The following is a 14,968-nucleotide window of genomic DNA, read 5'->3' on the forward strand; positions in this document are numbered from 1 at the left end:
ATGCTGGACACGGCCATCGATATCACGCTTGTGGTGACGCTTTGCATCACCGGCTTTTACGCGGTCATCTTCGTCCGCGATCCGCAGGCCGCGATGGAAACCGCCACCCATCGGCTTGACCTGCTGCCGCGGGTCATGGCCGGGCGCTATGTGGTGGTATTCCTGTTCACGCTCGGCGTGTCCATCCATTTCCTCGTCTACCGCGATGCCGCGGTGGCGGCCTGGTTCTACGCCGTCTGCGCCTTTCTGGGGCTGCATGACGGCTGGGTCTATCGCCGCCACGGGCTGCCGCATTTCAAACACACGATCACCGGCCTTCTGGCGCTGGGTGCCTTGTGCATCACGGTGCTGGCGCTGGCCACTTCAGGAGACGCAGTCTGATGCTCCGCCGTCTGTATCACGAACAACCCGACAGCTTTGCCTTTACGCCCGCCAACCTGGAATGGGCCAAGGCGCAGATCACCAAATATCCCGAAGGCCGCCAGGCCAGCGCGATCATCCCGCTTTTGTGGCGCGCGCAGGAGCAGGAGGGCTGGCTCACCCGGCCCGCCATCGAATATGTCGCGGATTTCCTGGGCATGCCCTATATCCGGGCGCTCGAAGTGGCCACGTTCTACTTCATGTTTCAGCTGCAACCCGTTGGCAGCGTTGCGCATATCCAGATCTGCGGCACCACGACCTGCATGATCTGCGGCTCGGGCGCGCTGATCGAGGTCTGCAAGCGAAGGATTGCCGAGAAACCCCATACGCTGAGCGCCGACGGCAAGTTCAGCTGGGAAGAGGTCGAATGTCTCGGGGCGTGTTCGAACGCGCCGATGGCGCAGATCGGCAAGGATTATTACGAGGATCTCACGCCGGAACGGTTCGAGGAGATTTTGGACGATCTCGCCGCCGGGAAGGTGCCGGTGCCGGGTCCGCAGAACGGCCGTTATGCCGCCGAACCGCTGGGCGGGCTGACGGCGCTGAAGGAATTCGAAAGCGGGCGCACGCAGCATAACGCCACCGTGGAACTGGCTGTGAAGCTGGGCGATACGGTGAAGCGCATCGACGGGACCGAGGTGCCGATCCTGACCCCGTGGCTCAAGGATCGCCCCGCCGCCGAACCCGCCGAGGCGCCCGCCGCCGAAGCCGAGGCCAAGCCCGCCGCGCCGAAGCCCGCCGAAGCCAAGGCCGAGGAGCCGCTGGTCAAGCCCTCCAAGCCGTTGCCGGGCCAGCAGGAACTGGCCGCGCGCAAGGGCGAGTGGAAATACGAGGTCGAGCCGGAGACGCTGAGCGCGCCGCGCGACGGCAAGCCGGACGATCTGAAGCTGCTCAAGGGCGTTGGGCCCAAGCTGGAAAAGCTGCTGAACGAGCTGGGTTTCTATCATTTCGACCAGATCGCGGCCTGGACGCCGGAACAGGTGGCCTGGGTGGATGAACGCCTGTCCTTCAAGGGCCGGATCGAACGCGAAGGCTGGATCGAACAGGCGCGGGAACTGGCTGCGAAGAAGAAATAGGCAGTGCCCGCCGTGATCGTGGCGGGTGCGTTTGAACACGACGGGCAAGGCTGAAATCGAGGGACGGAAGAGACCGATAAGAGAAGACCATCGACCAACAGGGAAAGGACCGGATCCATGACGAACGACTCCAAAGACGGAAAATCCAACGCACGGCACTGGCAGAAGGCCGCCGCCGGGGGCGTCGTGGTGGCGGTTCTGCTGATGGTGTTCAACGGGACCGGGCTGGTGACGGCGCTGATCTCGGGCGGGGTGGTCGCGGCGGTGGCGGGTTACATCCTGACGCGCATGGTTGGCGACCGTGATGTGGCCGAAATGGCGCGCGCGGCGCAGGACGCGGCAGAGCAGATGCGCGATAGCGCGACGACGACCGCACGGGCGACGGAAACCGAGCCGTCGGCGCCGGCCGAGCCGCAGGCGGCAACCGCTGCGCGCGAAGCAACGCAAGCGCCCCAGGCGCCGGCACGGATTTCGGCCAGCCCGCTGGTCAAACCGTCCAAGCCGCTGCCCGGCCAGCAGGAACTGGCGGCGCGCAAGGGAACCTGGCGCTATCAGGGCGCCGCGACATGAAAAAACGGCGGGCCGGAGAACGGCCCGCGATGACACGACGAACGAATGGCTGGGGAACGGGACAGTGCCATTGCCCGCAAGGGGCGCCAGATCGCGGTGGTGATCGCCGCGACCATGGTGCTGTGGCTGGCCGCCAACGCGCTGGGGCCGATGCTGGGGCTGCCGGGGCGTTATGCGCTGCTGTTCGATCTGGCGGCGATCGCGGGCTTCATCTATGCGCTCGTCAACATCTTGCAACTCTGGCGGATGCGCCAGGATCAGAACCGAGGGTAGCCGAGACATGCTCAAGGACCAGGACCGGATCTTTACCAACCTCTACGGGATGCATGACCGCTCCCTTAAGGGCGCGATGGCGCGGGGCCACTGGGATGGCACCAGGGAGATCCTCGAGAAGGGGCGCGACTGGATCGTGCAGCAGGTCAAGGATTCGGGCCTGCGCGGCCGGGGCGGGGCGGGCTTTCCGACCGGCTTGAAATGGTCCTTCATGCCCAAGGAGAGCGACGGACGCCCGGCCTATCTGGTGATCAACGCCGACGAATCCGAACCGGCCACCTGCAAGGACCGCGAGATCATGCGCCACGATCCGCACACGCTGATCGAGGGCGCGCTGATCGCCGGCTTCGCGATGGGGGCGCATACCGCCTATATCTACATCCGGGGCGAGTTCATCCGCGAACGCGAGGTTCTGCAGAACGCGATCAACGAGGCCTACGAGGCGGGGCTTATCGGCAAGAACGCCTGCAAGTCCGGCTGGGATTTCGACCTGTTCCTGCACCACGGCGCCGGGGCCTATATCTGCGGCGAGGAAACCGCCCTGCTGGAAAGCCTCGAGGGCAAGAAGGGCATGCCGCGCATGAAGCCGCCGTTCCCGGCGGCGGCGGGGCTTTACGGCTGCCCGACCACGGTCAACAACGTGGAATCGATCGCCGTCGTGCCGACCATCCTGCGGCGCGGGGCGGACTGGTTCGCCTCGTTCGGCCGGCCCAACAACTCGGGCACCAAGCTGATGGCGCTGACCGGGCACGTCAACAACCCCTGCGTGTTCGAGGAATCCATGTCCATGTCGGTGCGCGAGATCATCGAAACCCACGGCGGCGGCGTGCGCGGCGGCTGGGACAATCTCAAGGCGATCATCCCCGGCGGTGCCTCCTGTCCGATCCTGCGCAAGGACCAGCTGGACGACGCGACCATGGACTTCGACGGGATGCGGGAAAAGCAGTCGTCCTTCGGCACCGGCTGCATGATCGTGATGGACCAGTCCACCGACGTGATCGCGGCGGTGTGGCGGCTGTCGAAATTCTTCAAGCATGAAAGCTGCGGCCAGTGCACCCCCTGCCGCGAAGGCACCGGCTGGATGATGCGGGTGATGGAGCGGCTCGTGACCGGGGATGCCGAGATCGAAGAGATCGACATGCTTTACGACGTGTCCAAACAGGTCGAGGGTCACACCATCTGCGCGCTTGGCGACGCGGCGGCCTGGCCGATCCAGGGTCTGATCCGCAACTTCCGCGACGAGATCGAGGACCGGATCAAGGCCCGCAAGACCGGCCGCGTCACGGCGGTGGCAGCCGAGTGATGACCGGGCGCGGGCTCATATCCCTGGCCGTGGCGGCGGTCGTGCTGTTGGCCGCATGCACCAGGAAAGAGGACCGCGTCCTCTTTGGCGGGCATTTCTACAACGCCAAGGCTGAGGCCGTGGACCGCAAGGGCGACCGCACGCTGTTCCGCGTGACGGTGCCGGATGTGGCCGTGTCGCTGGAAAACGCGGTGCAGGCCGGCGCCTACGAGGCCACGCGCTATTGTATCGAGAATTACGGCAGCTCGCGCATCCTCTGGGAGATCGGGCCAGAAACCGAACCGCAGAATCTGCCGATCGAAAAGGGCAAGCTGATGCTTCGGGGGAGGTGCATCCGGCCATGACTTGGCTGGCGGCATATCCGCGCGCTTTCGCCGGGCTGTTATTGCATAACGGCCGGGGCTCGGCGCGTGCTTGGCTCTCCAGACAGGAGAGCAAACCCATGAAACATGCGGTCATCGTTCTTGTCACCGCCGCCATTCTGGCCGTGAGCCCCGCCACCGCGACGACCGCGCGGCCGTCCCTGCGCGACGTGCCCGAGATCGAGAACCCGCTGTTCGCGATCGTGGTTGCATATGTGATCGGCGAGCAATGCCCGACCATCACCGCGCGTCGCTTCAAGGGGCTGCTGCAGCTTGAAAAACTCTACTGGCGCGCCCGCGATCTGGGCTACGGCCATGACGAGATCCGGGCCTATGTGAAGTCCCCGGCTGAAAAGGAGCGCATGCGCAAGAAGGGCATGGAGCTGCTGAAGAAATACGGGCCCGAGGACGACCCGCAGAGCTATTGCGCGTTCGGACGCGCGGAAATCCAGAAGAAAAGCGCAATCGGCGCGCTATTGAGGGCGAAATAAGCCATGACTGACCTCCGCAAGATCGTCATCGACGGAAAAGAGATCGAAGTGGACGGGGCCATGACCCTGATCCAGGCCTGCGAAGAGGCCGGGATCGAGGTGCCGCGCTTCTGCTACCACGAGCGGCTGTCGATCGCCGGCAACTGCCGCATGTGCCTGGTCGAGGTCGTGGGCGGCCCGCCCAAGCCTGCGGCCAGCTGCGCGATGCAGGTGCGCGATCTGCGGCCCGGCCCGGAAGGCCAGCCGCCCGAGGTCAGGACCAACTCGCCCATGGTCAAGAAGGCGCGCGAGGGGGTGATGGAATTCATCCTGATCAACCACCCGCTGGATTGCCCGATCTGCGACCAGGGCGGCGAATGCGACCTTCAGGACCAGGCGATGGCCTATGGCCATTCCTTCAGCCGCTATCGCGAACCCAAGCGCGCGGTCGATGACCTGAACCTGGGCCCGCTGGTGTCCACGCAGATGACGCGCTGCATCTCCTGCACCCGCTGCGTGCGCTTCACCACCGAGGTGGCGGGCGTCTATGACATGGGCCAGACCGGCCGCGGCGAGGATGCCGAGATCACGACCTATCTGGGCAAGACGATCGATTCCAACCTGCAAGGCAACATCATCGACCTGTGCCCGGTCGGCGCGCTGACCAGCAAGCCTTATGCGTTCACCGCCCGGCCTTGGGAGCTGACCAAGACCGAAACCATCGACGTGATGGATGCGCAGGGCGCCAACATCCGGGTCGATACCAAGGGGCGCGAGGTCAAGCGGATCCTGCCGCGCAACCATGACGACGTGAACGAGGAATGGCTGTCGGACAAGTCGCGCTTTGTCTGGGACGGGTTGCGCCGACAGCGGCTGGACACGCCCTATGTCCGCGAGGACGGAAAGCTGCGCCCGGCGTCGTGGCCCGAGGCGCTGGCCCGCGCGGCCGAGGCGATGAAGGGCGCGTCCAAGGTGGCCGGCCTGATCGGCGATCTGGTGCCCGTGGAGGCGGCGTTCTCGCTCAAGCAGCTGGTCGAGGGGCTGGGCGGGGCCGTGGAATGCCGCGTCGATGGCGCGGTGCTGCCGGCCGGCAACCGCAGCGCCTATGTGGGCAATGCGGCGATCGCGGATATCGACGCTGCGCGCGCGATCTATCTGATCGGCACCGATCCGCGCGACGAGATGCCGGTTCTGAATGCCCGCATCCGCAAGGCGTGGCTTAAGGGCGCGCAGGTGGTTCTGGTCGGCCCCGAGGGGCTGGACCTGACCTATGACTATGCCCGCGCGGGGTCCGGGCGCGAGGCGCTGAACGCCCTGGTGGCCGATGCCAAGCCGACCGAGGGCGCGCTGGTGCTGGTCGGTCAGGGCGCGATCAGCGAGGGCGACGGCATCGCGGTTCTGGGCCAGGCGATGGCGTTGACCGAAAAGCTGGGCGGCAAGATGCTGGTGCTGCACACCGCCGCAGCGCGGGTGGGCGCGATGGATGTGGGCGCGGTTACCGAGGGCGGGCTTGAGAAAGCCACCGAGGGCGCGGACGTGATCTACAACCTCGGCGCGGACGAGATCGAAATCGCGCCGGGCGCCTTCGTGATCTATCAGGGCAGCCATGGCGACCGGGGCGCACACCGCGCCGACGTGATCCTGCCGGGTGCGGCCTACACTGAAGAAAACGGCCTGTTCGTCAACACCGAAGGCCGGCCGCAGCTGGCGATGCGCGCCAACTTCCCGCCGGGCGAGGCCAAGGAGAACTGGGCGATCCTGCGCGCGCTCAGCGCCGAGCTGGACGCGACGCTGCCCTGGGATTCGCTGGCGCAGCTGCGGCAGGCGCTGGTAGAGGCGGTGCCGCATCTCGCGGCGATCGACACGGTGCCCGACAACGGCTGGGAGCCGCTGGAGACCAAGCCGCTCAAGTCCGGCGATTTCCGTCTGGCCGTCAGCGATTTCTACCTGACCAACCCGATTGCGCGGGCCAGCGTGCTGATGGCGGAACTGTCGGCGCTGGCGCGCGACCGCAAGGCGCAGAAGATCGCCGCCGAATGATTCGCGCCGCGCTCATACCGTCGCTGCTGCTTGCGGCCTGCGACACGCAGGTCTCGTCGGACGATCCGGCGGTTTTCGCGCCCGAATATCTGGGCGTGGAAACCCGTCTGCTCGACAGCGATCTGGTGCAGTTCCAAGTGTCGATGAAGGGCGCCCGTGACGGTCAGGACGCGGTTGACTATGCCGAATGCGCCGCGGCGCAGTATGCGCTGATCCGGGGCTACGGTTTTGCGCGCCATTTGCGCACGAAAGTACACGAAAAGGGTGGCGTGTGGACGGCAGATGCTGTTTACACCATCTCGCCATCCCTGCCGCGTGGACTCAGGACCATCGACGCCGAGGTGACGGTGGCCAACTGCGCGGAAAACGGAATACCCACGGTGTGAGGACACATGGCTGATTTCTTTTCAACTCCGGTCGGTATCGGCATCATCATCGTGGCGCAGGTGCTGGCGATCATCGCCTTCGTCATGGTTTCGCTGCTGTTCCTGGTCTATGGCGACCGCAAGATCTGGGCGGCGGTCCAGATCCGGCGCGGCCCCAACGTGGTGGGCGTGTTCGGGCTGCTGCAATCGGTGGCGGATGCGCTGAAATACGTCGTGAAAGAGGTGGTGATCCCCGCCGGCGCCGACAAGCCGGTGTTCATTCTGGCGCCGATGCTGTCCTTCATCCTGGCGCTGATCGCCTGGGCGGTGATCCCGTTCAATGACGGCTGGGTTCTCAGCGACATCAACGTGGCCATCCTCTATGTCTTCGCCGTCTCCTCGCTCGAAGTCTACGGCGTGATCATGGGCGGTTGGGCGTCGAACTCGAAATACCCCTTCCTGGGCAGCCTGCGTTCGGCCGCGCAGATGATTTCCTACGAGGTGTCGATCGGCCTCATCATCATCGGCGTGATCCTCTCCACAGGGTCCATGAATTTTGGCGATATCGTGCGCGCGCAGGACACAGGCTGGGGCTTCTTCGGCTGGTACTGGCTGCCGCATTTCCCGATGGTGTTCCTGTTCTTCATCTCGGCCCTGGCAGAAACCAACCGCCCGCCCTTCGACCTGCCGGAAGCGGAATCGGAACTCGTGGCCGGCTATCAGGTGGAATATTCCTCGACCACGTTCCTGCTTTTCATGGCGGGTGAATACATCGCGATCTTCCTGATGTGCGCGCTGACGTCGCTGCTGTTCTTCGGCGGCTGGCTGTCGCCGATCCCGGGGCTGCCCGACGGCGTGCTGTGGATGGTCGGCAAGATGGCGTTCTTCTTCTTCATCTTCGCGATGGTCAAGGCGATCACTCCCCGCTACCGCTATGACCAGCTGATGCGGATCGGCTGGAAGGTGTTCCTGCCGTTCAGCCTGGTGTGGGTGGTCTTCGTGGCCTTCGCGGCGAAATTCGACTGGTTCTGGGGCACCTTCGCCCGCTGGACCGTGGGAGGCTGATCCATGACTCAGATCGATTTCGGACGCGCGGCGAAATATTTCCTGCTGTGGGATTTCATCGTCGGGTTCAAGCTGGGGATGAAGTATTTCTTCAAGCCCAAGGTGACGGTGAACTATCCGCATGAAAAGGGGCCGCTTTCCCCCCGGTTCCGGGGCGAGCACGCGCTGCGCCGCTATCCCAACGGCGAAGAACGCTGCATCGCCTGCAAGCTGTGCGAGGCGATCTGCCCCGCGCAGGCGATCACCATCGATGCCGAACCGCGCGACGACGGCAGCCGCCGCACCACGCGCTATGACATCGACATGACCAAATGCATCTACTGCGGTTTCTGCCAGGAGGCATGCCCGGTCGATGCCATCGTGGAAGGCCCGAATTTCGAATTCGCCACAGAGACCCGCGAAGAGCTGTTCTATGACAAGCAGAAACTGCTTGAGAACGGTGAGCGCTGGGAAGCCGAAATCGCCCGCAATCTGGAGCTGGATGCGCCCTACCGATGAACGACTCGCCGGCAAATCCCTTCGAACTGATGCTGCGGCAGGCGCAGGAGATGGCCCGGGCCTTCAACCCGGGGCTCGAGAGCTTTTCGCCAAAGGAGTTCGAGAAGCTCTGGCCGACCATGCCGAAAGAGCTGATGGAAGTCTGGTTCGGCAATGCGGTCAACAAGGAGGGGCTTGATGCCAGGACGCGGCTTCTGCTGACGCTGGCGGGGCTGACCATGCTGGGCGCGCAGTCGGAAACGGCGGTGCGCCAGACCGTGCGCCACGCGCTGGCGGCGGGGGCGAGAAAACAGGAGATCGTGGAAACGATCGGTCTGATGTCGGCCTTTGCCGGCATCCCGGCCATGACCCGGGCGCTGGAGCTGGCGCAGCAGGTCATGGACGAAAACGAGGAAAACGAGACATGAGCGTGTTTGCCTTCTACCTCTTTGCGATCAGCGCCATCGTCGGCGGGCTGTTCACCGTGATCAGCCGTCAGCCGGTGCATTCGGTGCTATGGCTGATCCTGGCCTTCATCTCTTCGGCGGGGCTGTTCATCCTGTTGGGCGCGGAATTCGTGGCCATGCTTCTGGTCATTGTCTACGTGGGCGCGGTGATGGTGCTGTTCCTGTTCGTGGTGATGATGCTGGACGTGGACTTTGCCGAGCTGAAGGCGGGCATGGCGAAATACATGCCGCTGGCGCTGTTGATCGGGCTGGTGATCCTGATGCAGTTCGTGATGGCCTTTGGCGCCTGGGACGCCAGCACCGTGGCCGAAAGCTTGCGCGCCAATCCGGTGCCGAGCGACGTGCAGAACACGGTGGCGCTGTCCGAGATCCTCTATGACAAGTATTTCCTGATCTTCCAGCTGGCCGGGCTGATCCTGCTGGTGGCGATGATCGGGGCGATCATGCTGACGCTGCGCCACCGCAAGGACGTCAAGCGCCAGGACGTGCTGGAGCAGATGTATCGCGATCCGGCCAAAGCGATGGAGCTGGTGGACATCAAACCGGGGCAGGGGATCGGCAACTGATCCGCGCCCGCCCGGCATCCGGCCGGGGCAACCTGAACTGATCGGGGGCAGTCACCCCCGCCGGGACCAAGAACCGAGGGACGACATGATAGGCTTGGAACATTACCTGACGGTGGCGGCGACGCTGTTCGTCATTGGCATCTTCGGGCTCTTCCTGAACCGCAAGAACGTCATCATCCTGCTGATGTCGATCGAGCTGATGCTGCTGGCGGTGAACATCAACTTCGTCGCCTTTTCCAGCCATCTGGGCGACCTGACGGGGCAGGTGTTCACCCTGTTCATCCTGACCGTGGCGGCAGCCGAGGCGGCGATCGGGCTTGCGATCCTGGTCTGCTTCTTCCGCAACCGCGGCACCATCGATGTCGAAGACATCAACATGATGAAGGGCTGAGACGATGGAAACGACAATTCTCTTTGCCCCGTTGATCGGCGCGCTGATCTGCGGCTTTGGCTACAAGCTGATCGGCGAAAAAGCGGGGATGTGGATCGCTACGGGCCTTCTGTTCCTGTCCTGTCTGCTCAGCTGGATCGTGTTCTTCGGCTTTGACGGCGAAACCCGGCAGATCCCGGTGCTGCGCTTCATCGAAAGCGGCAGCCTCGCCACCGAATGGGCGATCCGTCTGGACCGGCTGACCGCGATCATGCTGATCGTGGTGACCACGGTGTCGGCGCTCGTCCACCTCTACAGCTTCGGCTACATGAAGGACGACCCTCAGTGGAAAGAGGGCGAAAGCTATCTGCCGCGGTTCTTTGCCTACCTGTCCTTCTTCACCTTCGCGATGCTGACGCTGGTGACCTCGGACAACCTGGTGCAGATGTTCTTTGGCTGGGAAGGCGTGGGGCTGGCGTCCTACCTGCTGATCGGCTTCTACTATCGCAAGCCTTCGGCCAATGCCGCGGCGATCAAGGCCTTCGTTGTCAACCGGGTGGGCGACTTCGGCTTTGCGCTTGGCGTCTTCGCGCTGTTCTTCCTGGTGGACAGCATCAACTTTTCGGACGTCTTCGCCGCGGCCCCGACCATCGCCGAGACGCAGATGACCTTCCTCTGGGGCGAATGGAACGCGGCCAATGTGGTGGGCGTGCTGCTGTTCATCGGCGCGATGGGCAAGTCCGCGCAGCTGATCCTGCACACCTGGTTGCCCGACGCGATGGAAGGCCCGACCCCGGTTTCGGCGCTGATCCACGCCGCGACCATGGTGACCGCGGGCGTGTTCCTGGTCTGCCGGATGTCGCCGCTTTATGAATTCGCGCCGGGCGCGACCGCCTTCATCACGGTGCTGGGCGCCTCGACCGCGTTCTTTGCCGCGACCGTGGGCCTGGTGCAGACCGACATCAAGCGCGTGATCGCCTACTCGACCTGTTCGCAGCTGGGTTACATGTTCGTCGCAGCCGGCGTCGGCATGTATTCGGCGGCGATGTTCCACCTGTTCACGCACGCCTTCTTCAAGGCGCTCCTGTTCCTTGGCGCGGGCTCGGTCATCACCGCGATGCACCATGAACAGGACATGATGAACTATGGCGGCCTGCGCAAGAAGATCCCGCTGACCTTCTGGGCGATGATGCTGGGCACGCTGGCCATCACCGGCGTCGGCATCCCGCTGACCCATATCGGCTTTGCCGGGTTCCTGTCCAAGGACGCCATCATCGAGAGCGCCTGGGCCGGCGGATCGGGCTACGGCTTCTGGCTTCTGGTGATCGCGGCCTGCTTCACCTCGTTCTACAGCTGGCGGCTGATGTTCCTGACCTTCTGGGGCGAGCCGCGCGGCGACCGCCATGCCCATGACCACGCCCATGAAAGCCCGATGGTGATGCTGATCCCGCTGGGCGTGCTGAGCCTGGGCGCGGTGTTTGCCGGCATGATCTGGTACAACAGCTTCTTCGGCCATGCCGAGGACGTGGCCGAGTTCTACGGCATCCCCGTCGCCGAGGCGCAGGCCGAGGGCGGCCACGGCGAAGCCGCGGCGCATGGGCAGGGCGATGCGGCCGGTCACGGCAAAGAGGCCGGCAACGATGCCGCGCATGTGACATTTGCCGGCAAGCCGGGCGAGGGCGCGCTCTACATCGCGCCGGACAACCATGTGCTCGAGGACGCGCATGCCGCGCCGAAATGGGTCAAGGTTTCGCCCTTCATCGCGATGCTGCTGGGCCTTGCCATTGCCTACTGGTTCTACATCGTGAACCCCGAGGCGCCGAAGCGGCTGGCCGAGAACCAGCGCCCGCTGTATCTGTTCCTCAAGAACAAGTGGTATTTCGACGAGATCTATGACGCGATCTTCGTGAAGCCGACGCTCGCGCTGGGTCGGGTGCTGTGGAAGCGCGGCGACGGCAGCATCGTCGACGGGTTCCTCAATGGCGTGGCCATGGGTGTGGTGCCGTTCTTCACCCGCCTCGCGGGCCGGGCGCAGTCCGGTTACATCTTTACCTATGCCTTCTGGATGGTGATGGGCGTCGCCGCCCTGATCACCTGGATGTCGATCTCGGCAGGAGCGCACTGATATGGACAACCTTCTTTCCATTGTCACCTTCGTCCCGACGCTGGCGGCGCTGATCCTTGCCGTTTTCCTGCGCGGCGATGACGAGGCCGCGCAGCGCAACGCGAAATGGGTGGCGCTGGTGGCGACCACGGTCACCTTTCTGGTGAGCCTGGGCATCTACACCCAGTTCGACCCCTCCGATACGGGCTTTCAGTTCGTGGAAGAGGGCGAATGGCTGATGGGCCTGAAATACAAGATGGGCGTGGACGGAATCAGCGTCTTCCTGGTTCTGCTGACCACCTTCATCATGCCGCTGGCGATCCTGGCCAGCTGGGAGGTCACCCACCGCGTCAAGGAATACATGATCGCGTTCCTGCTGCTCGAGACGCTGATGCTGGGCGTGTTCATGGCGCTGGACCTGGTGCTGTTCTACCTCTTCTTCGAAGGCTCGCTGATCCCGATGTTCCTGATCATCGGCATCTGGGGCGGCAAGGACCGGATCTATGCCAGCTTCAAGTTCTTCCTCTATACCTTCTTCGGCTCGGTGCTGACGCTGGTGGCGATGATCGCGATGTTCGTGCAGTCGGGCACCACCGACATTCCGACGCTGATGACGCACGAATTCCCCGCCGACAGCCTGTCGGTGCTGGGGCTGCACATCGTGGGCGGGATGCAGACGCTGCTGTTCCTGGCCTTCTTTGCCTCGCTGGCGGTGAAGCTGCCGATGTGGCCGTTCCACACCTGGCTGCCGGACGCGCACGTGCAGGCGCCCACTGCCGGTTCGGTCATTCTGGCCGCGATCCTGCTGAAGATGGGCGGCTACGGTTTCCTGCGGTTCAGCCTGCCGATGTTCCCGGTGGGGACCGAGGTGATGACGCCCTTCATCCTGTGGATCAGCGTGATCGCCATCGTCTATACCTCGCTGGTCGCGCTGGTGCAGGAGGACATGAAAAAGCTGATCGCCTATTCGTCCGTGGCCCACATGGGGTTCGTCACCATGGGCATCTTCGTGGTGAACCAGCAGGGGCTGGACGGCGCGATGTTCCAGATGATCAGCCACGGCTTCATCTCGGCGGCGCTGTTTCTTTGCGTCGGCGTGGTGTATGACCGGATGCATACGCGCGAGATCGACGCCTATGGCGGGCTGGTGAACCGGATGCCGGCCTATGCGCTGATCTTCATGCTGTTCACCATGGCCAATGTCGGCCTGCCGGGCACCAGCGGGTTCATCGGCGAATTCCTGACCATGATGGGTGCCTTCCAGCACGACACCTGGATCGCCGCTGTGGCCGCGACCGGCGTGATCTTCTCGGCGGCGTATGCGCTGTGGCTCTATCGCCGGGTGGTGTTCGGCGACCTCATCAAGGAAAGCCTGAAGGCCATCACCGACCTGACGCCGCGCGAAAAGCTGGTCTTTGCCCCGCTGGTGGCGATGACCCTGCTGCTGGGTGTCTATCCGTCGCTGGTGACCGACATCATCTCGCCTTCGACCGAGGCGCTGATCCAACACTATGACAAGGCGCTGGCCGCGGCCGAGGCCGCCAGCCAGTATGCTTCGAACTGAGGAGCCTGGAACGATGATCCAAGGTGATCTGTCCATCATCCTGCCCGAGGTCGTGCTGTCGGTCTATGCGATGGCGGCCCTGATCGGGGCGGTCTACACGTCCAAGGACAAGCTGGCGCCGACCCTGACCTGGGCCACCGCCGCGCTGATGGCGGCGATGGCGGTCTGGACCGCGACCGGTGACGCCTCCGCGCGCACCGCCTTTGGAGGGATGTTCATTGACGACGGCTTTGCCCGCTTCGCCAAGGTGGCGATCCTGCTTGGCGGCGCCTCGGTGCTGGTGATGAGCCAGGATTATCTGTCCCGCCGCGACGCGCTGCCGTTCGAATTTCCGCTTCTGGTGGCGCTGTCCACCGTGGGCATGATGGTGATGGTCAGCGCGGGCGACCTGATCGCGCTCTACATGGGGCTCGAGCTTCAGTCGCTGTCGCTTTACGTGATCGCGTCGATGCGGCGCGACAGCGTGCGCTCGACCGAGGCCGGCCTGAAATACTTCGTGCTCGGCGCGCTGAGTTCCGGTCTACTGCTCTTTGGCTCGTCACTGATCTACGGCTATGCGGGCACCACGTCCTTTGCCGGGATCGTCGAGGCCGCGCAGCACGGCCATGTGTCGCTGGGTCTGCTGTTCGGGCTGGTGCTGCTGATCTCGGGCATGACCTTCAAGATCAGCGCGGTGCCGTTCCACATGTGGACCCCGGACGTCTATGAAGGCGCGCCGACGCCGGTCACCGCCTTCTTTGCCACCGCGCCCAAGGTGGCGGCGATGGGCATGATCGCGCGCGCGCTGTTCGAGGCCTTCGGCGGCATGTCCTCGGACTGGGGGCAGGTGCTGGCGCTGCTGGCGTTTCTCAGCATGGTGCTGGGCGCAGTGGCCGGGATCGGCCAGCGCGACATCAAGCGGCTGATGGCCTATTCATCGATCACCCACATGGGCTTTGCGCTGATGGGGCTGGCGGCGGGCACGCAGTTCGGCGTGCAGGCGATGCTGATCTACATGGCGATTTACGTGACCATGAACGTGGGCACCTTCGCCTTTATCCTGTCGATGGAAAAGGACGGCGAGCCGGTGACCGAGATCGACTCGCTGAATCTTTATGCCCAGCGCGAGCCGGGCCGGGCGCTGGCGATGCTGCTGCTGCTGTTCAGCCTCGCCGGGGTGCCGCCGCTTCTGGGCTTCTTCGGCAAGTTCTATGTGCTGCGCGCGGCCCTTGACGCGGGGCTGGTGTGGCTGGCGGTTGCGGGCGCGCTGGCTTCGGTGGTGGCGGCGTTCTACTACCTGCGGATCGTGTTCTACATGTATTTCGGCAAGGAAACCGATGGTGCGGTTGCCGGCGGTTCGCCCGTGCTGTGGGTGTTCCTGGCCGTTGCGGCGGCGATCAACGTGCTGGGCGTCATCAACCTCTTTGGCGTAGAGGGCGCGGCGGCCTTCGCCGCGGGGGCACTTGTTCAGTAATCGCCGCATCACGCTGGCAAGGA

Annotated in this window: 17 protein-coding genes; all 17 read left to right on the forward strand. The window is 64.2% G+C overall.

The window, feature by feature from the left end; genetic code table 11:
* The 17 genes from C4S70_RS01635 (at position 1) to nuoN (ending at position 14,945) form a co-directional block, all read left to right on the forward strand.
* Positions 1-381, forward strand: a complete 381-nt coding sequence (locus C4S70_RS01635; protein ID WP_104006354.1) for a hypothetical protein — start codon at positions 1-3, stop codon at positions 379-381.
* Positions 381-1,496, forward strand: a complete 1,116-nt coding sequence (locus C4S70_RS01640) for an NADH-quinone oxidoreductase subunit E (protein WP_104006355.1) — start codon at positions 381-383, stop codon at positions 1,494-1,496. The genes C4S70_RS01635 and C4S70_RS01640 overlap by 1 nt, the downstream gene beginning before the upstream one ends.
* 117 nt (positions 1,497-1,613) lie before the next feature.
* On the forward strand, positions 1,614-2,066 hold the full coding sequence (locus tag C4S70_RS01645) for a hypothetical protein (RefSeq protein ID WP_104006356.1): 453 nt from the start codon (positions 1,614-1,616) through the stop codon (positions 2,064-2,066).
* Positions 2,067-2,111: 45 nt separating this feature from the next.
* Complete coding sequence (locus C4S70_RS01650; RefSeq protein ID WP_104006357.1) at positions 2,112-2,339, forward strand: DUF5337 domain-containing protein; 228 nt, start codon at positions 2,112-2,114, stop codon at positions 2,337-2,339.
* Between the two features lie 7 nt (positions 2,340-2,346).
* Complete coding sequence (nuoF, locus tag C4S70_RS01655) at positions 2,347-3,642, forward strand: NADH-quinone oxidoreductase subunit NuoF (protein WP_104006358.1); 1,296 nt, start codon at positions 2,347-2,349, stop codon at positions 3,640-3,642.
* Positions 3,642-3,986: a hypothetical protein gene (locus C4S70_RS01660; RefSeq protein ID WP_104006359.1), complete on the forward strand. Its 345-nt coding sequence runs from the start codon at positions 3,642-3,644 to the stop codon at positions 3,984-3,986. The genes nuoF and C4S70_RS01660 overlap by 1 nt, the downstream gene beginning before the upstream one ends.
* Before the next feature lie 98 nt (positions 3,987-4,084).
* Positions 4,085-4,495 carry a DUF5333 domain-containing protein gene (locus C4S70_RS01665; protein WP_104006360.1) on the forward strand — a complete coding sequence of 137 codons (411 nt, stop codon included), beginning with the start codon at positions 4,085-4,087 and terminating at the stop codon, positions 4,493-4,495.
* A 3-nt stretch (positions 4,496-4,498) separates the two neighbouring features.
* Positions 4,499-6,514, forward strand: a complete 2,016-nt coding sequence (gene nuoG, locus C4S70_RS01670; protein WP_104006361.1) for an NADH-quinone oxidoreductase subunit NuoG — start codon at positions 4,499-4,501, stop codon at positions 6,512-6,514.
* Positions 6,511-6,900, forward strand: coding sequence for a hypothetical protein (locus C4S70_RS01675; protein ID WP_104006362.1), 390 nt, complete (start codon positions 6,511-6,513; stop codon positions 6,898-6,900). The genes nuoG and C4S70_RS01675 overlap by 4 nt, the downstream gene beginning before the upstream one ends.
* 6 nt (positions 6,901-6,906) lie before the next feature.
* Positions 6,907-7,944, forward strand: coding sequence for an NADH-quinone oxidoreductase subunit NuoH (nuoH, locus tag C4S70_RS01680; RefSeq protein WP_104006363.1), 1,038 nt, complete (start codon positions 6,907-6,909; stop codon positions 7,942-7,944).
* Positions 7,945-7,947: 3 nt separating this feature from the next.
* Complete coding sequence (gene nuoI / locus C4S70_RS01685; RefSeq protein ID WP_104006364.1) at positions 7,948-8,442, forward strand: NADH-quinone oxidoreductase subunit NuoI; 495 nt, start codon at positions 7,948-7,950, stop codon at positions 8,440-8,442.
* The gene (locus C4S70_RS01690; RefSeq protein WP_104006365.1) at positions 8,439-8,849 is read left to right on the forward strand and encodes a carboxymuconolactone decarboxylase family protein; all 411 of its coding nucleotides are present in this window, start codon (positions 8,439-8,441) and stop codon (positions 8,847-8,849) included. Before nuoI ends, C4S70_RS01690 begins: the two co-directional genes overlap by 4 nt.
* Positions 8,846-9,454, forward strand: a complete 609-nt coding sequence (locus tag C4S70_RS01695; RefSeq protein ID WP_104006366.1) for an NADH-quinone oxidoreductase subunit J — start codon at positions 8,846-8,848, stop codon at positions 9,452-9,454. The genes C4S70_RS01690 and C4S70_RS01695 overlap by 4 nt, the downstream gene beginning before the upstream one ends.
* A gap of 85 nt (positions 9,455-9,539) precedes the next feature.
* Positions 9,540-9,845, forward strand: a complete 306-nt coding sequence (gene nuoK / locus C4S70_RS01700) for an NADH-quinone oxidoreductase subunit NuoK (protein ID WP_104006367.1) — start codon at positions 9,540-9,542, stop codon at positions 9,843-9,845.
* 4 nt (positions 9,846-9,849) lie between these two features.
* Entirely contained in the window at positions 9,850-11,949 is a 2,100-nt protein-coding gene (nuoL, locus tag C4S70_RS01705; protein WP_104006368.1) for an NADH-quinone oxidoreductase subunit L, read from the forward strand.
* A gap of 1 nt (position 11,950) precedes the next feature.
* A complete protein-coding gene (locus tag C4S70_RS01710) occupies positions 11,951-13,492 on the forward strand; it encodes an NADH-quinone oxidoreductase subunit M (protein WP_104006369.1) in 1,542 nt (513 codons plus the stop codon).
* A 13-nt stretch (positions 13,493-13,505) separates the two neighbouring features.
* Entirely contained in the window at positions 13,506-14,945 is a 1,440-nt protein-coding gene (gene nuoN / locus C4S70_RS01715) for an NADH-quinone oxidoreductase subunit NuoN (protein WP_104006370.1), read from the forward strand.
* Positions 14,946-14,968: the final 23 nt, after the last annotated feature.

The organism is Jhaorihella thermophila, assembly GCF_900108275.1.
Taxonomy (GTDB): domain Bacteria; phylum Pseudomonadota; class Alphaproteobacteria; order Rhodobacterales; family Rhodobacteraceae; genus Jhaorihella; species Jhaorihella thermophila.